Annotated in this window: 23 protein-coding genes and 2 pseudogenes; 13 read left to right on the forward strand and 12 right to left on the reverse strand. The window is 60.8% G+C overall.

The genetic code is table 11. From position 1 onward, the window contains the following. The 4 genes from VF629_RS08850 to VF629_RS08865 all read left to right on the forward strand — a co-directional run. The coding region (locus VF629_RS08850; protein ID WP_331058110.1) for a hypothetical protein at positions 1-307 on the forward strand (307 nt) is incomplete at its 5' end. Between the two features lies 1 nt (position 308). Beyond that, positions 309-863, forward strand: coding sequence for a hypothetical protein (locus VF629_RS08855; protein ID WP_331058111.1), 555 nt, complete (start codon positions 309-311; stop codon positions 861-863). Positions 864-1,112: 249 nt separating this feature from the next. Beyond that, complete coding sequence (locus VF629_RS08860) at positions 1,113-1,769, forward strand: Imm26 family immunity protein (protein ID WP_331058112.1); 657 nt, start codon at positions 1,113-1,115, stop codon at positions 1,767-1,769. 32 nt (positions 1,770-1,801) lie between these two features. Then, entirely contained in the window at positions 1,802-2,233 is a 432-nt protein-coding gene (locus tag VF629_RS08865) for a DUF4259 domain-containing protein (protein WP_331058113.1), read from the forward strand. A gap of 167 nt (positions 2,234-2,400) precedes the next feature. On the opposite strand, the gene VF629_RS08870 is transcribed toward VF629_RS08865, so the two are convergent. The 3 genes from VF629_RS08870 to VF629_RS08880 are packed head-to-tail and all read right to left on the reverse strand — an operon-like array spanning position 2,401 to position 5,415. Beyond that, positions 2,401-3,270 (reverse strand): hypothetical protein, encoded by an 870-nt coding sequence (locus tag VF629_RS08870; RefSeq protein ID WP_331058114.1) that lies wholly within the window; start codon positions 3,268-3,270, stop codon positions 2,401-2,403. 33 nt (positions 3,271-3,303) lie between these two features. Continuing rightward, positions 3,304-4,512 carry a hypothetical protein gene (locus VF629_RS08875; protein WP_331058115.1) on the reverse strand — a complete coding sequence of 403 codons (1,209 nt, stop codon included), beginning with the start codon at positions 4,510-4,512 and terminating at the stop codon, positions 3,304-3,306. A 57-nt stretch (positions 4,513-4,569) separates the two neighbouring features. Beyond that, positions 4,570-5,415 (reverse strand): TssN family type VI secretion system protein, encoded by an 846-nt coding sequence (locus VF629_RS08880; protein ID WP_331058116.1) that lies wholly within the window; start codon positions 5,413-5,415, stop codon positions 4,570-4,572. A 192-nt stretch (positions 5,416-5,607) separates the two neighbouring features. Here VF629_RS08880 and VF629_RS08885 point away from each other — a divergent pair, with 192 nt between their 5' ends. Both VF629_RS08885 and VF629_RS08890 read left to right on the forward strand, forming a co-directional pair. Then, positions 5,608-6,597, forward strand: a complete 990-nt coding sequence (locus VF629_RS08885) for a type VI secretion system baseplate subunit TssG (RefSeq protein WP_331058117.1) — start codon at positions 5,608-5,610, stop codon at positions 6,595-6,597. A gap of 332 nt (positions 6,598-6,929) precedes the next feature. Next, the gene (locus tag VF629_RS08890; RefSeq protein WP_331058118.1) at positions 6,930-9,083 is read left to right on the forward strand and encodes a glycoside hydrolase family 97 protein; all 2,154 of its coding nucleotides are present in this window, start codon (positions 6,930-6,932) and stop codon (positions 9,081-9,083) included. Between the two features lie 228 nt (positions 9,084-9,311). Here the strand turns inward: VF629_RS08890 and VF629_RS08895 are convergent, their stop codons facing one another. Together VF629_RS08895 and VF629_RS08900 are read right to left on the reverse strand one after the other, a co-directional pair. Further along, a complete protein-coding gene (locus VF629_RS08895; protein ID WP_331058132.1) occupies positions 9,312-9,494 on the reverse strand; it encodes a glycoside hydrolase family 30 beta sandwich domain-containing protein in 183 nt (60 codons plus the stop codon). 27 nt (positions 9,495-9,521) lie between these two features. Then, positions 9,522-9,947: pseudogene (locus VF629_RS08900) on the reverse strand (glucosylceramidase); the annotation flags it as partial. A 311-nt stretch (positions 9,948-10,258) separates the two neighbouring features. Here VF629_RS08900 and VF629_RS08905 point away from each other — a divergent pair. The 3 genes from VF629_RS08905 to VF629_RS08915 all read left to right on the forward strand — a co-directional run bounded on the left by VF629_RS08905 (position 10,259) and on the right by VF629_RS08915 (position 12,790). Beyond that, positions 10,259-11,053 (forward strand): DUF5672 family protein, encoded by a 795-nt coding sequence (locus tag VF629_RS08905; protein WP_331058119.1) that lies wholly within the window; start codon positions 10,259-10,261, stop codon positions 11,051-11,053. Positions 11,054-11,312: 259 nt separating this feature from the next. Then, a complete protein-coding gene (locus VF629_RS08910) occupies positions 11,313-11,690 on the forward strand; it encodes a hypothetical protein (RefSeq protein WP_331058120.1) in 378 nt (125 codons plus the stop codon). 119 nt (positions 11,691-11,809) lie between these two features. Next, positions 11,810-12,790, forward strand: a complete 981-nt coding sequence (locus VF629_RS08915) for a Gfo/Idh/MocA family oxidoreductase (RefSeq protein WP_331058121.1) — start codon at positions 11,810-11,812, stop codon at positions 12,788-12,790. A 40-nt stretch (positions 12,791-12,830) separates the two neighbouring features. On the opposite strand, the gene VF629_RS08920 is transcribed toward VF629_RS08915, so the two are convergent. After that, positions 12,831-13,046: a hypothetical protein gene (locus tag VF629_RS08920; RefSeq protein WP_331058122.1), complete on the reverse strand. Its 216-nt coding sequence runs from the start codon at positions 13,044-13,046 to the stop codon at positions 12,831-12,833. A 400-nt stretch (positions 13,047-13,446) separates the two neighbouring features. Here VF629_RS08920 and VF629_RS08925 point away from each other — a divergent pair, with 400 nt between their 5' ends. Further along, complete coding sequence (locus tag VF629_RS08925; RefSeq protein WP_331058123.1) at positions 13,447-13,878, forward strand: DUF1810 domain-containing protein; 432 nt, start codon at positions 13,447-13,449, stop codon at positions 13,876-13,878. 508 nt (positions 13,879-14,386) lie between these two features. Further along, a complete protein-coding gene (locus VF629_RS08930) occupies positions 14,387-14,623 on the forward strand; it encodes a hypothetical protein (RefSeq protein ID WP_331058124.1) in 237 nt (78 codons plus the stop codon). A 44-nt stretch (positions 14,624-14,667) separates the two neighbouring features. Here the strand turns inward: VF629_RS08930 and VF629_RS08935 are convergent, their stop codons facing one another. The 3 genes from VF629_RS08935 to VF629_RS08945 form a co-directional block, all read right to left on the reverse strand. Beyond that, on the reverse strand, positions 14,668-15,354 hold the full coding sequence (locus tag VF629_RS08935) for a sugar transferase (RefSeq protein WP_331058125.1): 687 nt from the start codon (positions 15,352-15,354) through the stop codon (positions 14,668-14,670). A gap of 283 nt (positions 15,355-15,637) precedes the next feature. Next, on the reverse strand, positions 15,638-15,790 hold the full coding sequence (locus VF629_RS08940) for a hypothetical protein (RefSeq protein ID WP_331058126.1): 153 nt from the start codon (positions 15,788-15,790) through the stop codon (positions 15,638-15,640). Between the two features lie 378 nt (positions 15,791-16,168). Further along, complete coding sequence (locus VF629_RS08945; RefSeq protein ID WP_331058127.1) at positions 16,169-16,789, reverse strand: alpha/beta hydrolase; 621 nt, start codon at positions 16,787-16,789, stop codon at positions 16,169-16,171. 267 nt (positions 16,790-17,056) lie between these two features. Between VF629_RS08945 and VF629_RS08950 the strand changes: the two genes are divergently transcribed. Beyond that, the gene (locus tag VF629_RS08950; RefSeq protein ID WP_331058128.1) at positions 17,057-17,992 is read left to right on the forward strand and encodes a ring-cleaving dioxygenase; all 936 of its coding nucleotides are present in this window, start codon (positions 17,057-17,059) and stop codon (positions 17,990-17,992) included. A gap of 35 nt (positions 17,993-18,027) precedes the next feature. On the opposite strand, the gene VF629_RS08955 is transcribed toward VF629_RS08950, so the two are convergent. Together VF629_RS08955 and VF629_RS08960 are read right to left on the reverse strand one after the other, a co-directional pair. Next, positions 18,028-18,405, reverse strand: coding sequence for a cupredoxin domain-containing protein (locus VF629_RS08955; protein ID WP_331058129.1), 378 nt, complete (start codon positions 18,403-18,405; stop codon positions 18,028-18,030). Positions 18,406-18,587: 182 nt separating this feature from the next. Further along, positions 18,588-20,876, reverse strand: coding sequence for a heavy metal translocating P-type ATPase (locus VF629_RS08960; protein ID WP_331058130.1), 2,289 nt, complete (start codon positions 20,874-20,876; stop codon positions 18,588-18,590). Positions 20,877-21,357: 481 nt separating this feature from the next. Here VF629_RS08960 and VF629_RS08965 point away from each other — a divergent pair, with 481 nt between their 5' ends. Further along, complete coding sequence (locus VF629_RS08965; RefSeq protein ID WP_331058131.1) at positions 21,358-22,869, forward strand: TSUP family transporter; 1,512 nt, start codon at positions 21,358-21,360, stop codon at positions 22,867-22,869. Positions 22,870-23,090: 221 nt separating this feature from the next. Here the strand turns inward: VF629_RS08965 and VF629_RS08970 are convergent. Continuing rightward, a pseudogene (locus VF629_RS08970) lies at positions 23,091-23,717 on the reverse strand (glycoside hydrolase family 88/105 protein); the annotation flags it as partial.

Genomic DNA, 23,717 nt, shown 5'->3' on the forward strand with positions numbered 1-23,717 from the left:
ACGCTTCGGCGCGGAAGGCGGCGTCATAACGCCGACGGTTGGCGGGTTGGGGGCTGTCTTTCATGACGTTCGAAAGATAAGACCCTATTCTGTCCAGGATTACCCGACCACCTCAAACCGCTCCCTTCACCGGGGATACAACGCAACGCACGCGGATTACAATGCGAACATGAGGCAGCAACTGGATGATTTAGATGGGTTGGCAAGACGCGAAAACTGGAGCCCCGAGCGAATGCGGCAAGAAGTACTGGCATTGCAACACGATACCCGAAAGGGGCTGAACACCGGAACCACAAGATGTCATTAACATGCTATACTCTTTAACAGGTAACGTTTCAAAAGAAACCGCAATCGTTGACTTAGTGAGCAACGCCAACCGTTTTCATGCCTTTTTCTTGGCTGGTGCTGGCGATGACAAGTTTCTTCAGTTCACTTCCATCCAATTCAATGCGCAGGAAGGTTATAGCCCTTCCGTGCTCAGCACCGCTGATTACTTGGAAGCGTCCATAGGGGTTCCAATCGTTTCCAAAACCTTTACTGACACCTTGGGAGATGCTATGCGGAATGATATAGCCTTTTATCCTTGCGAAGTCAACTGCGCGGGCACCGTATTTCCATTCTACGTGGGCAAAATACTTACTTATGCCCAGCTAGTAAATGTCGAAATTTCCGATTTCCGACAATTGACGGATGGCCGAAAGGTGTTAAGGTTTCCCCGATATAACACTGTTGCCGAAAAAGATTTCTTCATCGCAAGAGACCAAGATTATCCGCATCTATTTGCGGCTAGCGAGGCCCTGGTTTCTCTTATCCAAGTAAAAGGACTGAGCATCGGCTGCAAGCCCTTGCCACACCAACATTAATTAGCAATAGTTAAATCGGTTCATCTATATGCTATAGAAACCACTCTGCAACGCCTGTAAACAGACTTTACTCTGGCTGCAAAGCTGACGCAATACGTTAAAGCCCACCTCGACGGCTACGGGGCCGTGCGCGCCGGCCGGGGCCAGCCCTAGAACTGCCCCTTCTGCTACTACGACCCTCAAGCGGCTGCTATATCTCGCAGGACCCTATAAGGCTGCAAAGCCAACCCGTGCCCCTGACCTTACCCGATGAAAAAACCAAAACAACCTTTCCGCCACGGCGACGTGTTCCCCATTCCGCTGCCCGACGGGCAATACCTGTTTGGGCGAGTCGTGTTCGACGTAGCCAAACAAACCCGTAAACCGGGTGTAGACGTGTCCCCAGACAATTATTTTACTTTTCTAAGGTCCAGCGTCCTGATTGACGTGTACCGGGACTTGCTAACCGTTGCCACGCCGGACTTTTCGGAGGGAGTGCTCATTCGCGGCGTTTTCACTTCGACCACGCTGCTCGCTAGCGGCGTGTGGCGCATCATCGGCAACCGCCCCGTAGACCCGACCCAAGTGGAATTTCCCGAAGTATTTATCAGTTCTGATTCAACTACTTATTTTGAAAGAGGTGAGCTCCTCTTGCCCACCCAGCTAAGCTGGAACGAGTACGAAGCCCTGCCTTTCCGGGCTTCCGTTAACTCTCCCTACGGCATAGGTGCCATGGGTCTGAATTATTTGGGAAGACGGGATTTAATTGAGGAAAAATACCTGTACCCGCAGTATTTGGAGAACGATGATTTGCGCTACCAGCCGCAGCGCCGGGCGGCCGTGTACGAGCAACTGGGCGAGGACCCCGCGGAGTCCTACTACCAAATGGCCTTGCGCCACGGGCTGGACTTCGCCCGTTTTTATTAAATCCGGTTGTTACATTTCAGCGCTTACCTGCCATGGGAGTTTGGGGAGTCGGAAGTTTTGAGAATGACCAGGCCTACAATTGGCTAAACGATTTTTTGGCCCACCCCAGCCGGGAGCCGCTGCAGGAGGTGTTCGACTACGTGCTCAACCAGCGAGACTTTCTGGATAGTCCGGAAAGCCTCGCCGCCCTGGCAGCGGCCGAATTGGTTGCCGCCCAACTGGGCCGGCCAAGCCACGACTTCCCGCCGGACCTCGACGTGGCGCAAACGCTGGCCTTCCCGGTGGACCCCGAGCTGACGGAAACGGCCACGCGGGCAGTGGGGCACATCCTGTACTCGCCCGGGTATTCGGAACTGCGGGAATTATGGCAAGAAGCCGGCAACAACGAATACAATTCGTGGGAAAATGCCGTGTACAATTTGATAGAAAGGCTTCGGCAGCGCGCGTACGCCCTAGAAAAATAAAAGCATTTCCCCACAGCCGGGCAAGCTCGGCCAAGCACAGAAAGGGCTACGGACAGAGCGCACCGGTAACCGCTCCGTGATTGGGGCAAGAATGGCGGCTGACCATAGCACCTGGGCCACTTACGAGCGCGGTACCATTGCCCGGCAGCTAACCCCGCCAATCCCCCCTAAAACAGCCCGAAGAAGCGGGCCGGGTGCCCCAGTTCCAGGTTAATGGGCTCGAGGGTTTTTTCGATGCTGGCCTTCAGGTCTTCGGTGGCGGGGTCCTGCAGGATTTGGATGAAGGCCGTACGCGACTGCTCCAGCAGCTGCTTGCGCTCCCGGCTGCGGGCTTTGTGGTCGAGGCCGCGCTGGCGCAGGCAGTCGGCTTCTTCGAAGGCTACCTGGTCTCTCAGCAGGGCAATTTGGAGACGGGCGGAACTGCTGGGCGTTGTTGGGGGCGGAGGAGCGCCTCCACCTCCGCCCGAGGGCATGGGCATGGGGCGGCTCAGGCTGGCTTGCAGCATGATGATTTGTTGCTTGGCCTGGGCCAATTCCATGGCCATGCGCTCGCTCCCCTTCGCGGCGTCGCCGCGCTTGGCCAGTTCGGTGCGCAGCACGTCGATGGTGCTGCGGTTGGAGCGGAACAGGTCGAAGTCGCGCAGAATGTTGCGGGCCAGCAGGCGATGGGCCGGAATTTGCATCTGGGCCGAGTCGTTGCGCAGCTGGCTCAAATTCACGGCAATGGCGTTGAGGTTATCTTGGTTGCTGGTGGCGAGCTTGCCCACTACGAGGTCGTTGTCCTCAACGCGCATGCGTTGGTCAATGGCGTCGATGCGCTTGAGGTGGTTGGTGAGCGTGTCGAACTGCGTGATGAGGCGGGCCTGCTCCAGGTGGGTGCGGTCCAGTTCTTTTTTCAGCCGCTCGTTTTCGGCGGCGATGCTGTTGTTGGAAAACAAGTAATACGAAGCGCCCAGCGGAATGAGCAGCGCCAGCAAATACAGCAGCGAAAACTGCCACAGGCGGGTGCGTCGTTCGGGTTGGTTGAGGGGTTTCATATAGGCGGAAAGATGACGACGGGCAGGAGCCGGTTAAGTAGTGAACGGGTTCCAGCGGGCGGGGGCACCGGGGGCGCCTTCGGGCATGGGCACGCGCACCGGCGAGTCCATCACGGGATTTTCGTTGATGAAGCTCTGCCAGCCTTCTTTGTTTTTGCCGATGTATTCGAGCTGGCTGAGCTGCCGGAAAATGGCGCCAATGAGCTGCCACAGCTGCTGCTGCTGGCGCAGGTGCTCGTGCACCTGCTGGTGGTTGTAGGCGAGCGACACGGCCCCGTGCAGCGCGCCCAGCAGCGTGGCCGGCAGCGTTTCGGACCACTGCTCGAAGTACCTAAGCAGCTCTTCGCGCTCGCCTTCGGTGAGGCTGTCGAGCGAGGTTTTAAACGACTTGGCCACCCGCAGCAGCGCGTCGAGCAGATAGATTGGGGGCTGGGCGGCGGCCATCAGCCGCAGGGTGGTGAGCTGCTGGGCCAGAGCAAACACGGTGTGCTCGGCCAGGGCGCGCACCATGTCGGCGAGGTGGCTGCGCTTGTCGGTGCGCAGCTTCACTTTGTGAATAATCTTGAAGGCATCGGTTTCCAGCTCCGTGAGCTGAAAATCGAGTTGGTGCAAGGCCTGCACCAGGGCCGGGTGGCTGGCCAGCGCCGTGCTGGGCGGAATGAATTGCGCCACCGGCCGCAGCTCGCCGTCGGCGTACAACAGCTCGCCCACCGCCAGGGTGAAGGTCGCGCTGCTGGCGCCGTTCAACTGCTGCGTGGGCACAAAGCTCAGCTCGTAGGCCGGCCGGGTGTAGGGGTGGCGGGGCGGCGTTTCCTCGGGGCTGGGCGTGCCGGTGGGCACCCGCTCAAACGGGTTGACGGTGAGCACCACGCTGAAGCGCAGGCCCTCGGTGGCCGTGAGGCCGAACGCGGCCAGCAGCTGCGCCAAGCTGGTGCGGGCCGCCAGCGGAGCGCTGCTGGGCGTGATTTCGATGCGCGCGCCGCCCGCCGTGATGGCCCGGCACTGCGTGAGGCGGGCCTGCACTTCGCCCTGGGCGTCCACGCTCAGCAGCAGCTCAAACGCGGTGGGGCTGCCCAGCTCGTTGGTGGCGGGCAGCAGGCCGTAGTAGTCGGGGCGCAGGTGCAGCGCGATGGCGTCGCGCAGGTGGTCGGCGGTGGCGTGGTCCACTTCGGCGAAGTGCCGGCGGGAGATTTTCATCCCGTCCACCCAGTTCACCGGGTAATGAGTAAGGTCTGGTAGCATAGCCGCAAAAGAGGGGCGAAAGTACAGGAAAAAAGGCCGAAGCTGAACGGCTGGGGCTTAGCGGCCGGCGACTGGCACCCGCTGCGCCACAATGACGCTGCCCTGGCGCAGGAAATTGTCCTGAAAAGTAAAATCCGGGTCAAAATACTTCCGGCTGCGCCACCACGGCCGCTTGGCGTAGAACAGCCAGCCGAACGGTTGCCCGTGGTTGTCGGCGTACTGCAGGGCTTGGTCGGGCTTGAGCTGGTTGTAGTCGGTGATGAAAATGGCGAACAGGTCGCTCAGGCGCATCTGGTAGGGCGCTTTGGAAGAAAAGTCGTGAAACAGGGCCTCGCCGTAGCGGCGCGGCATGAGGAAGTGCACCACCATGAAGTTGTTCAAGTCCATGCGCGACAGGTCCGGGCCCGGCGCGTTGGGGTTGTAGTGCCACAGCTTGTACTGGCGGTGCGGGATGGCCAGCCAGGCCCGGTACGACTCCCAGAAAAAATACGGCAGCACAAACGGAATCACGGCCATGACGAAGCTGTCGGGCGGCAGATGGTTTTTGGCCCACGGCACCCAGCGCAGTGCCCAAATGGCGCCGGCCCCCAGGGCGGCGGTGCCCACCAGTATCAGCACGCTTTGCCAGCGCTGCCCGGGGTCGAACCAGCCCAGCCAGTCGGACAGCTTGGCCGCGTACAGCCAGCCCAGCAGCACCAACGCCCCTTGCAACAGCCCAAAGGTGACCGGAAACGACAACGGGCTGCGCACCGCCCCCAGCCCGAGGAGCCCAAATGCCAGCACCGTGCACAGTACGTAGACTAAAACGCTGAGGAAAACCTTACTTCCTCGCACTCGCGAGGTAATGTTCGAAACGGTATTGGAAACGACCCCACGGGCCTCAGATTGCGGATTGGGAAGCATTCAGAAAAAAAAGAGTCAACGGGAGAGCGGTAAATACCCAGCCGTGGCAGCACTGGCAAGCCAATGTACGGAAAATTTTAGGCCAGGGCCAACCTCTACGGTACGCTCCGCTCAACCCATTGCCGGCCGTAGCGTAGGTTTACGGCCTGCGTCCCACCGGGCTCGCCCTTGTTTGTCTTCTCCTGTTGTGCCGTGCCCGAAACTATTTCCATTCACCGCCTGCTGGCCCACCTGCGCCGCCAACCCCTCGACCTGCGCCTCGAAGTAATCCTGGCTGAGCTGCTGGCCCACGGCTACGCGTTCGACGATTTTTTGATTCGGCCGGTGGGCCTGTTTGCCCGCCGCTACCGGCGCGACCTGGGCGCGGTGCGGGACGAGGACTTCGAGCGCGCCGGCCGCCTGGCCGTGCGCACCGTGCTGGAAGTGCACCGCGAAGGCCTGTACGACGCCCTGCCGCAGCAGGTGTTTCACCAGCCGGGCACCGAAGCGACCGACGGCCCGCCCGGCCCCCGCGCCATGGTGGAAGACATCCGGCGCCAACGGCGCAAGGAAAAAGCCACCCGCTTGTTTTTCCTGCCGTTCGAGCAGGAGTTCTTCCATTTCCGGGTGCTGATTGAACAGGAAGAACGCCGCTATTTCACCAACCTCACGGCCCGCTGGTACAACGAAGCACTGGCCCGTTTCTGGGGCCTGGACGACAGCGGCCTGCCCCCCGCCCCGCTCACCAACTTGCTGTACCTGTTGCCGCTGGCGCACAGCATTGTGGGCGACCTCCCGCGCACCCAGCAGTGTTTCGAGAACGTGCTGGGCCAGCCGGTGCGGCTGCGCGTGGTGGCCCCGATGCGCCATGCGTTGCCCATAGCCGCGGGCGCGGCTCGTCCTTCGACGGGCGGCAGCGCGCTGGGCAATTTGTCCTTGGGCCACGACTTGGTCCTGGGCGGCGACTACCAGGAAATTCTGCCCGCCCTCGAAATCAGCTTGCTCAGCCTGACGGTGAGCGAGCTCGAAGCCTACCTGGCCGGCGAATGGCCCGCCAAGGCCCTGGCCTTGCTCTGCGAATACTTCGTGGCCTACGAAACCGACGTCGTGTTTCGGTACGAAATGGCCAAGGCCGAGCCGTCATTCGTGCTGGGTGAAGGCGATGCCGCTCCAATACTTGGCTTTACCACGGCCGGCATTTAGCGCCGGTTTGATTAGCGGCCATTGCCCCGCTTTGTGCGGGCTGTCGGCTTTGGGTGGTGCCATCCAGAGGCAGAAAGCGAAGTTGCGGCGGCCTGCACTTTTAAAACCAGCCGATTGAGTTGTTGGCGCCGGGCAGCGGGGTGCGCGTTCATTCTTTGGGGGTGTCTGCTGCGGCACGGCAACGGAAGCAAAATTGCAACCGAAGCAAAGTTCAGGATATAAATCGGAGCTTTGCCGCCGTCGGAACTGATGCCTGAACATCGGCTGCCTTTGCAGAGTGAGCAAACGTTAGCGCATCTTTGTCCTGATTCACTCTTACGCGTTGCAGCCTTATGCTTTCCCACTGCCTTCTCATTCGTGCTTTTTCCTTCAAAAAAGCTGGCTTAGTCCTAAATCTCTTCAGTTGCTGCTTGCTTTGGCACGTGGCGGCAGCCCAGGAAGTGAAGTCGCCTAACGGCCAAGTTGCGCTAACGTTTGCCCTGCAGGCCGACGGCGTTCCCACTTACCGGCTCACCTACAAGGGCCGCGAGGTCATTAAAACCAGCAAGCTCGGCTTCGACTTGAAAAACGCACCGGCCCTTACCAGTGGCTTTGCTGTGGCTGAGGCCAACAAGCGCACGTTTGATGAGACCTGGACGCCGGTGTGGGGCGAGGTAAAAACCATTCGCAACCACTACAACGAGCTGGCCGTGACCCTGAATCAGGCCGCCACCAGCCGCTCGCTGCGCGTGCGCTTCCGCGTGTTTGACGACGGGCTCGGCTTCCGCTACGAGTTTCCGAAACAGGACAAGCTGGCGCACTTTGTGGTGAAGGAAGAGCGGACGCAGTTTGCCCTAGCCGGCGACCACAAGGCCTTCTGGCTGCCCGGCGACTACGACACCCAGGAGTACAGCACCGTCACGTCGAACCTGTCGGAAGTGCGCGGCAAGATGAAAGCGGCCGTAACCGACAATGCCTCGCAAACCACCTTCTCCCCCACTGGCGTGCAGACGCCGCTGATGCTCAAGAGCAAGGACAGGCTGTACATCAACATCCACGAGGCGGCGCTGATTGATTACTCGTGCATGTCGCTGGAACTGGACGACAAGAACTTCGTGCTGGAGTCGCACCTCACGCCCGACGCGAAGGGCGACAAAGGCTACCTCCAGACGCCTGCCAACTCGCCCTGGCGCACCGTGGTGGTGAGCGACCGGGCGGGCGCCATTCTGGAATCCAAGCTCATCCTCAACCTCAACGAGCCCACCAAATACAAGGATACCTCCTGGATTAAGCCCGTGAAGTACGTGGGCGTGTGGTGGGAAATGATTACCGGCCGCAGCACCTGGGCTTACACCGACGCCACCAACATCAAGCTCGACTCGACCGACTACCGCACCCTGAAGCCCAACGGCAAGCACGCCGCCAACACGGCCCACGTGAAGGAATACATCGACTTCGCCGCCAAGCACGGCTTCGACGCGGTGCTGGTGGAGGGCTGGAACACCGGCTGGGAAGACTGGTTTGGCCAGAGCAAGGACTACGTGTTCGACTTCGTGACGCCCTACCCCGACTTCGACGTGCAGGAGCTGCACCGCTACGCCGCCAGCAAAAACGTGAAGATGATGATGCACCACGAGACGTCGGGCTCGGCCCGCAACTACGAGCGGCACATGGACCAGGCCTATAAGTTCATGGTAGACAACGGCTACAACGCGGTGAAGAGCGGCTACGTGGGCAACATCCTGCCCCGCGGTGAGCACCACTACGGCCAGTGGCTGGTGAACCACTACCTCCACGCCATCACGAAAGCGGCCGACTACAAAATCATGGTGAATGCCCACGAGGCCGTCCGGCCCACCGGCCTGGCCCGCACCTACCCCAACCTGATTGGCAACGAAGCAGCCCGCGGCACCGAGTACGAATCCTTCGGCGGCAACAACGCCGACCACACCACCATCCTGCCCTTTACGCGCCTGATGGGCGGCCCAATGGACTACACGCCGGGCATTTTCCAAACGAAAATCAGCGTGCTGAACCCCGAGAACAAGTCCTTCGTGCACAGCACCCTGGCCCGCCAGCTGGCCCTGTACGTGACCATGTACTCGCCTCTGCAAATGGCCGCCGACTTGCCCGAGCATTACAACCAGCACCTCGACGCATTCCAGTTCATCAAGGACGTGGCCGTGGACTGGGACGACACCCGCGTGCTGGAAGCCGAGCCTGGCGACTACGTCACCATTGCCCGCAAGGCCAAGGGCAAAAACAACTGGTTTGTGGGCAGCACCTGCGACGAAAACGGCCGCACCTCGAACGTGAATTTTAGCTTCCTCGACCCCGGCAAAAAGTACGTGGCCACCGTGTACGCCGACGCCAAGGACGCCCACTACGAGAAAAACCCGCAGGCCTACGCCATCCGCAGAGTGAACGTGACGCGCAAAAGCAAGCTGTCGCAATTTTGCGCCCCGGGCGGCGGCTACGCCATCAGCGTAGTGGAAGCCGGGCGGTAGGAGCGGCTTGAGAAAAGCCGTCGAATAGCCGTCTGTGTACGCAACAAGCACCAAGGAACTACCCAAAAAACAAACAACCGTCATGCTGAGCGCAGCCGAAGCATCTCTACCGCGCAAGTAACTATTTACTAAAGCGGTAGAGATGCTTCGGCTGCGCTCAGCATGACGGTTTTTAAGGCAAGACGTTTTTTCAGGTACTCTATTATACGTCAGGCACTTACTTAGGCCTTACCAGACGTAGGTGCCCACGGCGCCCGCGGGCAGCGTGGCCGCTACCTGCTTCCCCTGCTGGCGAATTCCGAAGGTTTTGGGCGCGGCCCCGTCGTTCAGCACCACCAGCACGCGCTGGCCGGTGGGCGTGCGGAAGGCCACGTTGGGCAGGCCGGCGGGCAGCGTGGAGGCCACGCGCACTGAGCCCGGCCGCGCAAACTTGCTGGCGTGCGCAATGATGTAGTAGGCCTCGTTGCGGGTCACGGCGTTGCCAGCCAGGGTAATGGCGCCCAGGCACTCGGTGCAGCCGCCGGGCGTGTGCGGGTTTTGCTGCGGGTCGGCGGCCAGGTTCCACTCCAGCACGGTGCGGGCCCAGTTGCGAGTGGCGCCCACAATGAGGGTTTTGACGTGCCAATTCAGGTTGGCGTCGAACTTGCTTTTGGAGCCCACCCACTGCTCGGTGAAGTAGACGTTTTTGGTGGGGTGGGCGTCGTGCACCTGGCTCAGCGCCTCGATGGGGCCGGCGTAGAGGTGAATGGCCCAGCCGGCGACGTACTGGGCCGCGGCGGGGTTGTTGAGCACCGTGAGCGGGGAGTCGGGCCGGTCGGCGTTGTGGTCGTAGCAGATGATTTTGGTGTCCAGCTTCGCCGCACGAAAGGCCGGACCCTACAAGCCTAGATGCACTCCCAACCCAGCCACTAGGCCTGGTCTCTCCTATGGCTGTGAGGTTACGCTGTTGCAGCCATTACATTACACTGTGATGGCCAGGCACGGCTAAATGTGGCCTGGCATTGCGCATGAGCACTTTATAAAAAGCAAAACAATACGGACTAAGTAGATGTAGGCATAGGTCTTACTCTTACACGGGCACTTGCCAAAATGATAATTTCATTAAATCTTCATACACGAGGTTGTGACACGGCGGTTCGAATGCTACTTTTAGCATAGTACCATCGCACTTTTTCATGAAACAGCCCTCCGTCACCGTCATCATACCCATATACAGGGAGCAGCCATCCCCGCTGGAAGTTCTTTCGTTGGACCAAACCCTGGCGGTGCTGGGTCACTACCCCATTGCCTTCATGGCCCCCGAGTATTTGGACGCCACGTGGTACCAGGAGCACTGTCGCGGCAAAGCTGCCGTCCGCATCGAACGCTTTGACTGGGAGGGCTACGAGGACTACGTCAACCTGATGATGGACCCGGAATACTATCGGCGCTTCCAGGCCTACGAATACCTTTTCATGTGCCAACTCGACGCCTTTGCCTTCCGCGACGAGCTGCCCTATTGGTGCGGCCTTGGCTACGACTTCGTGGGGGCCGTGATTTACAACGAAACCTGGAAGGCCAGCACCAACTGGTGGCGGCGGCTCACGGGCTTCGAAACCCCAGCCTACTACGCCAACAGCGGCTTTTGCCTCAAGAAAGTGGACACCTTTGTCAGCATGACGTCCCGGTTTCGGCACTACATCTCGTTTTATCGGTGGGTGAGCCAGTTGCGCGGCGTCCAGGGTTTTTACGACGACTTGTTTATTAGCCAGCACTTCCCCCGGCTCTCATCGCGGTTTCGCATGCCCTCCAAGGCGGTGGCCCAACGCTTTGGCGCCGACTACATGGAGTACGACCCGGGCCGCCTCCCCTTTCACAACGGCAACAACGAGAACCTGCCCTTCGGCGTGCACGGCTGGATTCAGCGGCAGCTTGACTTTTGGCGCCCCTGCATCAACCGGTGCGCCCCCGGCTCGCTGGCCTGGGAGTAGCCCGCGGCCCCGTCCCCGGCAAGTCACGGCGGCGTGGGCGCTTGAGGCGCAGCGCCCGGGCAACCAAATTAGGGGCTTTAGTGACGCCTGTTTCGGGGGCGAATGGCTGCGGCTTGTCCGGCCAACTGTTGGCTTGGCGCGGCGGCGATAAGCCCAACCATGCGGGTCAAGCGCGTGGTCTCCAATGTGCAGCAGTAACAGCATTCTGAATTTCTTGCCGTAGATTATTGCTGATTGCTCAAATTCTAGTTTCATTACGATGAGTTCACCCTACTGGGACGGCTTATACAGTCGAGACGCAGAGCCCCCCGCTGGCCTGACCGGAGTTGACCGGGAAAGCTGGCTGCGGGGCAAACAAGAAGCGGAAGCCGCCAAAGCCTTGTTTAAACGGCCGGCGCAGGCGCAATCCGCCGCGGCCGCCGCCCCGCCCGTGCCCTTGGCAGCGCATGTGGCCCGCGAGGGCGGGGTCAACTGGCGGCGGACGGGGCTGCTGATTGGGGCCGTGCTGGTGCTGTTGGCGGCCGCAGGGGCTGTCGCGTTCTACGGCGCGCCGAGTTCGGCGGGGTGGCTGCTGTTTGCGGCGGCCGTCGTGGGATTGGTGTGGCGGCTGGCGGGGCCCGACGTGGCCCGCAGGTAGCCGGGCGGTCCGTGGGGGCCCAGCCAAGTTCCGGAATTGGTTCTTCAGCCGCCGCCTAGGCCCCGGGGCCCGGGGCCGGGCTCTATCTTTCGGGCGTTTCCAGCCGAAAGCTCATTGCCATGCGCACCTTCAACTGGGCCATTTTGGGCCCGGGCCACATCGCCCACAAATTTGCCGAAAGCCTGGCGCTGCTGCCCGACGCCCGCTTGCACGCCGTGGCCTCGCGCAGCCTGCCCACGGCGCAGGCCTTCGCCCACAAGTTTGGTGTGCCGCACGCCGTGGGCTCCTACGACGCCCTGTTGGCCGTGCCCGGCATCGACGCCGTGTACATTGCCACGCCCCACTCGGAGCACCACGCCCACGCTTTGCGTTGCCTGCGGGCGGGCTTGCCAGTGCTCTGTGAAAAGGCATTTGCCCGCAATTCCCACGAAGCCGCAGAGATGATTGCCGTGGCGCAAGCACAAGGCGTATTTCTCATGGAGGCCTTTTGGACGCGGTTTTTTCCGGCCGTCGCCTACGCCCTTGAAGTAGTGCAGTCGGGCGTCATCGGCGATGTAAAGCACCTCGCGGCCGACTTTGGCTTTCGCGCGTCGGATGACCCCGCGGGCCGCCTGCTCAACCCGGCGCTGGCCGGAGGCTCGCTGCTCGACATCGGCGTGTACCCCCTCTTCATCAGCAAGCTGTTTTTGGGCGAGCCCACCGCGGTGCGCGCCGTGGCCGTGCCGGCCGCCACGGGCGTGGACCTGGCCTGCACCATGGCCCTGGCCTATTCTAGCGGGGCTACGGCCAGCCTGTTTTCAACCTTGACGGCCGGCACCAACAACCAATGCGTGCTCTACGGCACCAAGGGCCAGCTGCACCTGATGGGGCGCTTTCACGCGCCCACCGGCGTGCGCGTGCAGCTACCAGACCAGCCCGTCCAGGAAATTCCCTTCGGCTGGCCCGGACTTGGCTATCAGTACGAGGCGGCCCACGTGCAGCAATGCCTGGCCCAAGGCCAGGCAGAAAGCCCCCTGCTGCCCCTGTCCTTCAGCCTCGAGCTGATGCAACTACTCGACCGCGTGCGCGCCGAAATCGGCCTGCGCTACCCGGGCGAATAGGGGCTGAGCAGGAAGCAGTCTCGCAGCGAAACACGACGGGTTAACTTCCTAACTTGTGGTGGCCAAGCGAACCGAACCCAGGAAAAACCCGGTACTGGGTCGGACTCACCGAGCCGTAGGAGTTGGTGCGCTTGGTTTTGAGCGGGAAGCTGCCGTTGGGAGCCATTTGGCTGGGCAGCAACACGGTTTTAGAAGGCCCGGGGCACAGGGCCAGCAGCTCGCCTCGGCCGAGCACCTGGCCCTGTGCAGCTACCACGCCCGCCAGAGCCTGGGCATTGCCATTCCCGGCGGCAGCAGCAGCATCGTGTTTTCCAACATGGAAGCGGCCTCGTTTCTGGCCCCGACGCTTACCAGCATCGCCCAGCGCGCCTACGCCATGGCAAGGAAGCGGCCCGCCCCTGTTCCATTCCGTCACCAAAAACAAGCCCGTGCTGGCCCTCCGGCGCCTGGACCTGCATTCCGAGTTGGTAGTCCGGGCTTCCCCTGCGCCGGGCAGTTAATACCATGGCACTGGCCCGCGGCCTTGCTCCGGCAAAGGAAAGCACACAGGGAAGAATTGCGGCGCGCGGACGGACGCCTTTTTGGCCAAAGACGTGGGACGTGCGCGGCGCAATGGACGTACAAGGACACCTTTGCACCAGTTGCCGCCGACGCCCATGCCTCCAACACAAAATTTGCAACGATTCCTTGACGCGCAGGAAGCTTCCTATTCAGTCGCATTGACGGAAATTACGCAGGGCCGAAAACGCAGCCATTGGATGTGGTACGTCTTCCCCCAGATTCGCGGTTTGGGCCTGAGTGAAACGGCCCAGTTTTACGCCCTGCAAAACGCCGCCGAAGCCGAAGCCTTCCTGGCCCATCCTGTGCTTGGCAGCCGGCTGGTTCGCATCAGCTCGGCACTGCTCGAACTCAAAGGCCACGACGCGCACCCCGTGTTTGGCAGCCCAGACGACGTGAAACTGCGCTCATCCATGACTTTGTTCGCTTCGCAACCCGGCGCTAACCCCGTCTTTCAAGCGGTGCTCGATAAATATTACGCTGGCCACCCCGACCCGAATACCCTGCGCATCTTGGCCCAGCAAGCCTAAATTGGGCGGGCGCTTTCCGGCCACAACGGCACTTTAACTACCTGCCCGGCGGCCGGCAACGGGCGGCCGTGCCTTGGCTAGCGGGACGCAGCCCAACGCCACCCGCAAACAACATCCGGTCGCCTAAAGCAAAAGTCGCGGCGCAGACCAGGTTCAAGGCTCGCCACGCGCTGGCCACGGAAGTCGCGGGAATAGGCTGGAGAGTGGGTTTTGCGACGGCGGCAGAAAATGGCCGTTCAGGCTCTCAGTGCCAGAGTTGCACGTCGGATATGCACTCCAAGCGTGCGAGCTTCATGGGCAAGGACTGCTCTATATGGCTGAAGCCAAAAGAAGCCTGTTTGCCCCAGGCATAATTCACGAAAATAAAGTCGTGTTTTTAAGGAGATATTCCAAGTAAAGTACTATATTTACATCCCATCGAGTGCCATTATTGAGCAGTAATCATCAATACAGGCTCTGTCGGCAATATTTAATCCTACTGTACCTACGTTCTATACCTTGCCATCACATGGAGAATACGACCATCCACCTGGAGAAGAATCGCACCTGGCCCATGTTTGCCTCTGCTGCCGTTGCCCTGTTCCTGACGTTGATTGTGACTCCGGCGCACAGCTACGCGCGCCTGATTGGCTTTGGTGTGACCGCGCTCTGCGTGGCGTTGGCCGTGGTGGCGCTTACGGTGCTGGCCCCTGTGCCAGTTGTTTCGCTACAGAAGCAAGAAATACCAAAAACACCAAAGCGGTAGTAGCCGAGCTGTAAAAGCTCCTTCGTCACCAACGCACAGTGTGGCTAAAAAACGTTCTCGTTGCGGACGACTACTTGGGCTACGGTTCGGCCCACAATTTTAACATCGAGCCAGAATGACCAGGTCCGCAAATAGTGCAGGTCGGCTTGCACGCGTTTGTTCATGGCGTCTAGTTCTTTGGTTTCGCCCCGCAGGCCCGAGACCTGCGCCAGGCCCGTGATGCCGGGCAACGCGCGGTGGCGGTCCATGAAGTTGTGAATTTCGCCGGCGTAGTACTCGGTGTGGCGCAGCATGTGCGGACGCGGGCCCACAATGGACATTTCGCCGCGCAGCACGTTGAGGAACTGCGGCAGCTCGTCTAGGCTGGTCTGGCGCAGGAAAGCACCCACGCGGGTTACGCGGTGGTCGCCGCGGCTGGCTTGCTGCTCGTCGGCTGCAGCGTTGGGGGCCATGCTCCGGAACTTGAGGCAATAAAAGGGGCGGCCATCTTTGCCGGTGCGCAGTTGCTTGAAGAAGGCCGGACCTTTGGATTCAAGTTTGATGAGCAGCGCAATCAAAGGGGCCAGCCAGCTGAGCATGAGCGTGACGACTAGTAGTGCAAAGACTACGTCAAACGCCCGCTTTGCTCGAGCGTGGTGCAGGGCGGCTCGGGTGCCCACCGCGACCTGCGCGCTCGGTGGGGCGACTTCCGACGCGGGATATGGCGCCGGGCCGTCTTGTTCGTATATCATAGCGGGTAGTGTAGAACCAAACGGTGATTTTATAGGACCCGAAGGTAACGGAATAACCGCTATAATGTTGGAAAAAATACCATATTTTATGTATATATTGATAAAATATAATTTTTACCGATTTTTTCCTATTGACAATCCTATCGCAAGGCCTAACCCAACAACTTTATGATATATACGTAAATTTGAATATTTATACTCTGCCAAAGCCGGAATTCCCGCTTGAATCACCTTCTCTGCCTTGCCGGTCAGTTGCCCCGCAGGTCAGCGAGCTGCGCCTGCCCTACTCTCCTTCGCCGCGGCTGGCTCCTCGTACAACTGCCCAGCCCAGGAAATTAATCAGCACGAAAAGGCCAAACACCCAAAACGGTAAGTAACGGTAGAGCAGGTAGCCGATTCCGAGCGCAACCAGCGCTATGATGAGGGTGTATTTCACAAGAGTGCACAACGGGAGCAGAGCAAAAACACGTTGTTTATGCCCGCCGTTCCTCGTCGGTCTGCAAAACTACACCAATGTGCGGGGCTACAATGGGTAATTTGCAGATGTTGTGAAAAGCGTTGGGCGTTCGGTTGGCCGGTTGGGTTCGGCGGGCTCCACAAGTCCTTGTGCAGTCTTAAAAAGCCCCCTGTTATTACCATTAATGGGCAGCGGCTCAGGGTGCAGGCTGGTTCCGTGCTGGAATTCTTACCAATTTGAGCAAGGCTGTTCGGGTGCGTAGTATTGGGTCATAATACACCTCTAGCAGCGGTTGAAGGCCGTCTTTCGGAATTGCACGCCCCGATTCTTCGGGCAGCTTTGGTGCCATGAATCCACTTAAGAAATAAAAACGAGTTGATTGGCTTGGTTGATTTCGTCGCGGGTGATGGTGTGACCCATGTTGGGGTAAATTTTTTCGGTTACCTGCGCGCCCATGCTGGTTAGCAGAGCGGTGGAGGCCCGTACCCGCTCCACGGGCACGTGGAAGTCGGGGTCGCTGCTGCCAATGAAGACGGGAGTGCCGCCAAAGTCTCCGGTGTAGTTCTCCGCGTAGATTCGGTCGCCAATGAGGCCGCCGGTGAAGGCCACCACGCCGCCGTAGCGGGCCGCGTGGCGCGTCACAAATTCCAGGGTGAGGCAGGCACCTTGCGAGAAGCCCAGGAAATACACGTTTTCGGGGCTCAGGCCTTGGCTTGTGGCGGCGGCTACGGCGCGCTGCACCGCCGCCAAAGCCGCCGACAAGCCGGGCTCGTTTTGGGCGGGTGGTGCCAAGAAGGAATTGGGGTACCAGGTGTTCTGTGAGGCTTGCGGAGCGAGCAGCGCAAAATCGGCCACGTGTAGCTGCGCCGCCAACGACAGGATGTCGGAAGCGCTGCCCCCCCGCCCGTGCAACATGATAAGGGCCTTGGCGGCGCCGGCCAACGGCTGACCGGCCGTGAGAATAGCTTGCTGATGCATAGAACGGTTGTTAATTGGGCGGGCCGGCCGAGGCGACCAGTGAGCAGTGGCGCCCACCGTGCGGGACTTGCCTTGGAACCAACCAGCGCCCGAAAGGTACTTTCCAGGCGTTGCAAAATTTCGTTTGCCCGCTCCAAACGGCCGTTCTCTGGCTAGCGTCATAACTTACGGCGCCGCTAGTCAGTTGTGGCCTTTGGGCTACGCCAGCCTCGGTGGAGGTCAAGCAGTCCTCCATTTTTCCACTCAGCTTACCAGCCCAACCCCTCCATGGAAGACCGTATTCTAGGTTTGCACCACGTCACCGCCATTGCCAGCGACGCTCAGCGCAACTTCAACTTTTACGCGAAGGTGCTGGGGTTGCGCTTCATCAAGAAGACGGTCAACTTCGACGACCCGGGCACTTACCACTTCTACTTTGGCGACGAAGTAGGGTCGGCGGGCACCATCCTCACGTTTTTCCCGTGGCCGCACATCACCCCGGGCCGGCGTGGGACCGGGCAGGCCACCGAAATCGGGTATTCGGTGCCAGCGGGCAGCCTGGACTTCTGGATGCAGCGGTTTGATGCCCACAACGTCATCTACAACAAGCCGAGCGAGCGGTTTGGCGAGCAGTACCTGCCTTTCCTCGACCCCGACGGCTTGAAGCTGGAGCTGATTGTGTCGAAAACGCCGGACCCGCGCACGCCCTGGACCACGGCCGAAGTAGGGGCCGACGTGGCCACCCGCGGCTTCCACAACGTGACCCTGACGCTGGCCAGAGCCGCGCACACGGCCGCGATTCTGACCGAAGTTTTTGGTTACGTTGAAGTGGAAAAGCACGTCAACCGCACGCGCTACGCCACCGACACCGTGCAGGGCGCCAGCATCATCGACTTGGTGGAAGTGGCGGGCGAAGGCTCGGGCGTCACGGCGGGCGGCTCGGTGCACCACGTGGCTTTCCGGGTGAAAGACGATGCCATGCTGATGCGCTTTCGGGACATCATCGTGAAGCGCGGGCTCAACATCACGCCCCAGATTGACCGGCAATATTTTCACTCGCTCTACTTCCGCGAGCCGGGTGGCGTGCTGTTTGAGCTGGCTACGGAAAACCCCGGATTCATGATTGATGAGCCGTTGGCGGAACTGGGCACGCACCTGCTTCTGCCGCCCCAGTACGAGTCACGCCGCGCCCAGATAGAGGCGCATTTGCCGAAGATTTCTTAATGGCTAAACAACGCTCTGTGGCGCTCTGGTGGTGATTATTTCACGACCAGGGCGCCACGCAGCATGCCCATGCCGCAGGTAAACTCGAAACGACCGGCTTGCTGCGGCAGCACCTCGACCAGCGTGGTTTGGAAAGCGGGCAGCTCGCGCCGGATGCTGAAGTCGGGCATGAGCAACTCTTCGGAGCAGCTGTTCTCCTCGTCGCGGTAGAAATGCAGCTGCACGGGTTTGCCGCGCTCTACCTCAATCACATCGGGCGTGTAGCCTCCTTTCACGGTGATGTCGACTTCTTGCACGCCGCTGGAAGAAGACACCGTGCTAGCTGCTTGCCGCGCCGAAAAGAAAAAGTACCAGAGCACGAACCCCGCCAAGCCCAGCCCGGCGATAGTGACGATGATGGCGGGAGTATCCATGGCAAGAGTTTTTATCAGTTAGAAGGCGATAATCATCAAGAAAAATCCAGGTTGTCATGCAGCGCGCAGCGAAGCCTCTCGCCCGCTACCACTGATTAGTTAAAGCACGCGAGAGGCTTCGCTGCGCGCTGCATGACCGCCTAGCGGCGTGACATGATTTATTCGAGGCCCATCTGTCCGTCTTACTTGTTGAGACCTGCGGGCTTAAATGCCCGGAGGCGCAGGGAGTTGGTGAGCACCGACACGGAGCTGAGGGCCATGGCACCGGCGGCCAGCATGGGCGAGAGCAGCCAACCGAAGAACGGGTAGAGCAGGCCGGCCGCGATGGGGATGCCCAGCGTGTTGTAGACGAAAGCAAAAAACAGGTTTTGCTTGATGGTGCGGATGGTTTGGCGCGACAGTTCGATGGCCGTTACCACGCCGTGCAAGTCGGAGCGCATGAGGGTGATGCCGGCGGCTTCCATGGCCACGTCAGTGCCGCCGCCCATGGCCAGGCCAATGTCGGCCTGGGCCAGCGCGGGGGCATCGTTGATGCCGTCGCCCACCATGGCCACCACGCGGCCTTCGGCTTGCAGTTGCTTCACCGTGGCGGCCTTGCCGCTGGGCAGCACTTCGGCGAAGTAGCGCGTGATGCCTACCTGCTCGGCTACTTTGGCAGCAGTTTGGGGATTGTCACCGGTCATCATCACTACTTCCATGCCTAGTGCCTGGAGTTGTTTGATGGCGGCTTTGGAGGTGTCGCGCACTGTATCGGCTACTGCGATGAGGCCAGCTGCGCGGCCATCTACGGCTACGTAAAGCACGGTTTTGGCCTGGCTGAGTAGCTGGTCGGCTTGGGTGCGCAGGTGGGTGGGCAGCTCCACTTGCTCAGTGGCCAGCAAGCGCTGGTTGCCGATGAGCACGGCTTGGCCGTTGACCATGGCGGCGGCCCCATGGCCTTCAATTGCCCGGAAATTTGTGGCGACTGCCGACGCAACGCCCTGTTGTTCGGCGTAGCGCACCACTGCTTCGGCCAAGGAGTGTTCGGATTGGCGCTCCAGGGTGGCTACCAGCTGCAGCAGCTGCGCGGCATCTTGGTCCGGAGCAGGCACAAAGTCGGTCACGGCGGGCTCCCCGCGGGTGATGGTGCCGGTTTTGTCGAGCAGCACGGTGTTCACTTTGTAGGCCTTTTCGAGCGCTTCGGCGTTGCGAATCAACACGCCGTGCTCGGCGCCCTTGCCTGTGCCCACCATGATGGCCGTGGGCGTGGCCAAGCCCAAGGCACAGGGACAAGCAATGATGAGCACGGCCACGAAATTGGTAAGAGCCAGCGGCAGCCGGGTGGCCACGGGCGCCAAATCGAACCACAGCACGAAGGTGAGAATGGCAATGACGACCACCGTGGGCACGAAAATGGCGCTGACCTTATCGGCCAAGCGCTGGATGGGCGCGCGGCTGCCCTGGGCGTCTTCCACCAGCTTCACAATTTGGGCGAGCATGGTGTCGGCACCCACTTTGGTGACGCGGAAACGGAAAGAACCGGTCTTGTTGAGAGTGGCGCCGAACACGGAATCGCCGGGTCTCTTCTCAACGGGCAGGCTTTCGCCGGTGAGCATGGCTTCGTCCACGGCCGAATGGCCTTCGAGGAGCAGGCCGTCGGTGGCCACTTTCTCACCGGGGCGCACCAGCACCACGTCGCCGAGCTGCACTTGCTCGATGGGCACGTCTACTTCCTCGCCGTTGGGGCGCACCACGCGGGCCGTTTTGGCTTGCAGGCCCATCAGGGTGCGGATGGCGGCCGAGGTTTGGGTTTTGGCCCGCAGCTCCATCACCTTGCCCAGTAGGATGAGGGCGATGATGGTGGCCGTGGTGTCATAATACACTTCCGGCATGAGGCCGTGGCGCATGAAAAAACCAGGGGCCACCGTGGCGGCCAGGCTGTAGAGAAACGCCGCGCCGGTGCCCACGGCAATGAGGGTGTCCATGGTGGCCGAGCGGTGGCGGAAGCTGTTCCAGGCCGACACGTAGAACTCGCGCCCGCTGTAGAGCAGCACGGGCAGCGTGAGCAGCAGCAGGCCGTAATTTAACCACTGCATGTTGATTTGCTGCATCAGGGCCGGCCAGAGCATGAGCATGCTGAGCGGCATGATGACAATGGCCAGGGCCACCGCTACCCAGAAACGGCGCTTGAGGGTGGCGTAGGCGGTGGCTTTTTGCTCGTCAATCAGGGCTTGGCGGTCGGCGGCGCTGGTGTCGGGCGCGCGCTCGGCCACGCCAAAGCCGGCACTGACCACGGCTTCTTTCAGGGTGGCCGGGGTGGCCTGGGCGGGGAGGTAGTCGACGGTGGCTTTTTCGGTGGCGAAGTTGACCACCGCCCGTTGCACGCCCGGCGCGCGGCTCAGCGATTTTTCTACCGCCGAGGCGCAGGAGGCGCAGCTCATGCCCTCGATGTCGAGGGTGGCGGTTTCGATATTTTTGGTTGTGGGTGACATGGCTAAAACGGCTTCAAAGTCGGTAACAACATGACTTTCTAAGACGTTACAAAGCAACGCTGGCCGGCCGGTCGGGTTGGTACGGAATCCGGCGCCGGAGATGCAAAATTTGGCCCCGTTCAGAATTTGGGCGCAATGCCGACCCAGCGCAACTTGCTGCCTCGGTTCCCGCGTCAAGAACCTATCCGAAAATTACCCTCTCTGCAAACAGGCCGTCCGGCTCCTCCGTCCGTCTACCTAGTACCACGAAATTTCATTTCGGCCCGCTAGAACAACTGCACGCGACTCGTTCTAGCGGGCCGAATTGGAAATTCGGGGTACTCGGGCTGGCGGACGCCTGAGGAGCGGACGGCCTGAACTATTTTTCGGATGGGCTTTGAGTGGACCCGGCAAAGAAAACGCACCGACTTGTGTTTACGCGCGGCTTCCGAACTTATGGCCCCGCTTTCGGCTTGTATGCCGCCGCTAAATCTGCGTATAAATGGCCGTTGACCCCATTGCTTCCGTCGTGACCAGCCCTTCGCTGTCTTCTGCCACGCCCAACGCCCTGTTTCCGGTGTTCCTGAAACTGGAGCAGTTTCGGGTATTGGTGGTGGGCGGCGGCAACTGCGGCTTGGCCAACCTGGCGGCCATTCTGCACAACAGCCCCGACACGGCCGTGCGGGTGGTGGCCCCGCGCCTGCTGCCCGGCCTGCGGGCCCTGGCGGCGCACCACCCGCGGGTGCAGCTGCACGCCCGCCCCTACTCCGACGCCGACCTGGAGGACCAAGATTTTGTGTTCATCGCCACCGACGACGACGCCCTTAACCAGCAAATTCAGGAAGCCGCCACGGCCCGCCGCTTGCTGGTGAATGTGTCGGACGCGCCGGCCATCAGCGACTTTTTCCTGCCCTCCGTGGTGCAGCGCGGCGATTTGAAAGTGGCCATTTCGGTCAATGGCAAGTCGCCCACCGTCAGCCAGCGCCTGCGCACGGTGCTGGAAGAAACCCTGCCCCACGAGATGCACACGCTGCTACACCAGGTGAGCGGGGTGCGGCACCGGTTGAGCAGCGGCTTCCTACACACGCTGCGCACGCTGAGCGCCACCACCGGCGAGCTGGCCTACGGCCCGGTGTATGAGGCGCCCGCTACGGCCTATTGGCGCCGCGTCGCCACTTTCGCGCTGGCGACGTTCGCGTTGTTCATCCTGCTCAACATCCTCTCCTACTACATCACGTGGCCGCAAGCCGTGGCGTGGCTCACGGGGTCGGGCACATTCTATTTATTCGTGGTCGTGGGATTTGTGGCGCAGCTTATCGACGGACTGCTGGGCATGGGCTACGGCGTGGTGTCGGCTATTAGTTTGATGTCGCTGGGGTTGAGCCCGGTGGCGGTGAGTGCCAGCATTCACACGGCCGAGATGTTTGCCAGCGGCGCCTCAGGTTACCAGCACTACCGCTTCGGCAACGTGAACAAGCGCCTGTTTCGGGTGCTGCTGATACCGGGCATCCTTGGGTCGGTGAGCGGTGCATTGGTGCTCAGCTACTTCGGCGAGCAGTACGCCAACTGGGTAAAGCCCATTCTGGCCGTGTACCTGCTGCTCCTGGGATTGCGCATACTCAGCAAGGCCCTGCGCGTGCAGCGTGACAAGCGCCGCCGGGTGAAAAATGCAGGCTGGCTGGCCGGCGCCGGGGGCTTCCTCGACTCGTTCGGCGGCGGCGGCTGGGGGCCGCTGGTCACCAGCACGCTCATTGCCAACGGCCGCACGCCGCAGTACGTCATCGGCACAGTGAGCCTGGTGGAGTTCTTCGTCACCTTCGCCAGCGCGCTTACCTTTTTCTCCATCTTGGGTATCTCGCACTGGCAGATTGTAGCCGGCCTCATTGTGGGCGGAGTGGCTGCCGCGCCCCTCGCCGCTCGGCTAGCCGGCCGCATTCCTACCCGCTGGATGTTCCTGGGCGTGGGCCTGATGGTGATTTTCTGGAGCCTGTGGGCGCTGCGGAAGCTGTTTTAGGGGCAGAGATGGGACAGTTTCCGTTGTCATCCTGAGCGCAGCGAAGGACCTTCTCGCAATTGAACTACAGTTCTACGTGAGAAGGTCCTTCGCTGCGCTCAGGATGACAGGCGGTTAATTAAGTTATTTTCTCGGGCGAGATGCTTCGCTGCGCTCTGCATGACGGCTTTTTTCCGTTCGTCCTTCTTAGTAACTGCAAATGAGTCATTTTACCGCAACTGCTCCACTTCAATGCCGGCCATGATGAAGGGCCCCACTCCTTTGAAATCGTTCGTCTTGAGCGGCTCGCTGAGGTAGTACTCGTAGGAGCCGTCGCGGTAGGGGCTGCCTCCCAGGCCGCCCACGCTCACCGTGCCGGTCAGGGATAGCAGGCCAGCGGGTTCGGTTTTCACAAATTGCTTTACGATGCCGTCATAGCCTTTGCGGGCCACTGGGGCGTACTTTTTATCGAGGTAGCCCAGGCGGGCGCCTTTGGCCAGGGCGTAGACGAACATGCAGGAAGCCGAGGTTTCGATGTAGTTGCCGGCGCGGGTGCCCTGGTCCATTACTTGGAACCAGCCGCCGGTTTGGGGGTCCTGGTATTTCACCAGCGGGGGCCAAGCGCTGCAGGGCCTTGAGCAGCACCGGGCGCTGCGGGTGGTTTTTGGGGAAATAGTCGAGGACGTCCACCAGCGCCATGGCGTACCAGCCGATGCCGCGGGCCCAGAAGTTGGGGCTTTGGCCGGTGGTTTTGTTGGCCCACTGCTGCTCACGGCTTTCGTCGTAGCCGTGGTAGAGCAGGCCGGTTTTGGGGTCCACCATCAGCTTTTCAACCAGCGCAAACTGCTTGGCCACGTTGTCGAACCCGG

This window comes from Hymenobacter sp. (assembly GCF_036388155.1).
GTDB lineage: Bacteria > Bacteroidota > Bacteroidia > Cytophagales > Hymenobacteraceae > Hymenobacter.

Excerpts from the sequence above, each read along its gene's own strand:
- VF629_RS08855 (WP_331058111.1), top strand. The coding sequence starts at position 309 with ATGCTATACTCTTTAACAGGTAACGTTTCAAAAGAAACCGCAATCGTT.
- VF629_RS08860 (WP_331058112.1), top strand. The coding sequence starts at position 1,113 with ATGAAAAAACCAAAACAACCTTTCCGCCACGGCGACGTGTTCCCCATT.
- VF629_RS08865 (WP_331058113.1), top strand. The coding sequence starts at position 1,802 with ATGGGAGTTTGGGGAGTCGGAAGTTTTGAGAATGACCAGGCCTACAAT.
- VF629_RS08870 (WP_331058114.1), bottom strand. The coding sequence starts at position 3,270 with ATGAAACCCCTCAACCAACCCGAACGACGCACCCGCCTGTGGCAGTTT.
- VF629_RS08875 (WP_331058115.1), bottom strand. The coding sequence starts at position 4,512 with ATGCTACCAGACCTTACTCATTACCCGGTGAACTGGGTGGACGGGATG.
- VF629_RS08880 (WP_331058116.1), bottom strand. The coding sequence starts at position 5,415 with ATGCTTCCCAATCCGCAATCTGAGGCCCGTGGGGTCGTTTCCAATACC.
- VF629_RS08890 (WP_331058118.1), top strand. The coding sequence starts at position 6,930 with ATGCTTTCCCACTGCCTTCTCATTCGTGCTTTTTCCTTCAAAAAAGCT.
- VF629_RS08905 (WP_331058119.1), top strand. The coding sequence starts at position 10,259 with ATGAAACAGCCCTCCGTCACCGTCATCATACCCATATACAGGGAGCAG.
- VF629_RS08910 (WP_331058120.1), top strand. The coding sequence starts at position 11,313 with ATGAGTTCACCCTACTGGGACGGCTTATACAGTCGAGACGCAGAGCCC.
- VF629_RS08915 (WP_331058121.1), top strand. The coding sequence starts at position 11,810 with ATGCGCACCTTCAACTGGGCCATTTTGGGCCCGGGCCACATCGCCCAC.
- VF629_RS08925 (WP_331058123.1), top strand. The coding sequence starts at position 13,447 with ATGCCTCCAACACAAAATTTGCAACGATTCCTTGACGCGCAGGAAGCT.
- VF629_RS08930 (WP_331058124.1), top strand. The coding sequence starts at position 14,387 with ATGGAGAATACGACCATCCACCTGGAGAAGAATCGCACCTGGCCCATG.
- VF629_RS08935 (WP_331058125.1), bottom strand. The coding sequence starts at position 15,354 with ATGATATACGAACAAGACGGCCCGGCGCCATATCCCGCGTCGGAAGTC.
- VF629_RS08945 (WP_331058127.1), bottom strand. The coding sequence starts at position 16,789 with ATGCATCAGCAAGCTATTCTCACGGCCGGTCAGCCGTTGGCCGGCGCC.
- VF629_RS08950 (WP_331058128.1), top strand. The coding sequence starts at position 17,057 with ATGGAAGACCGTATTCTAGGTTTGCACCACGTCACCGCCATTGCCAGC.
- VF629_RS08955 (WP_331058129.1), bottom strand. The coding sequence starts at position 18,405 with ATGGATACTCCCGCCATCATCGTCACTATCGCCGGGCTGGGCTTGGCG.
- VF629_RS08960 (WP_331058130.1), bottom strand. The coding sequence starts at position 20,876 with ATGTCACCCACAACCAAAAATATCGAAACCGCCACCCTCGACATCGAG.
- VF629_RS08965 (WP_331058131.1), top strand. The coding sequence starts at position 21,358 with ATGGCCGTTGACCCCATTGCTTCCGTCGTGACCAGCCCTTCGCTGTCT.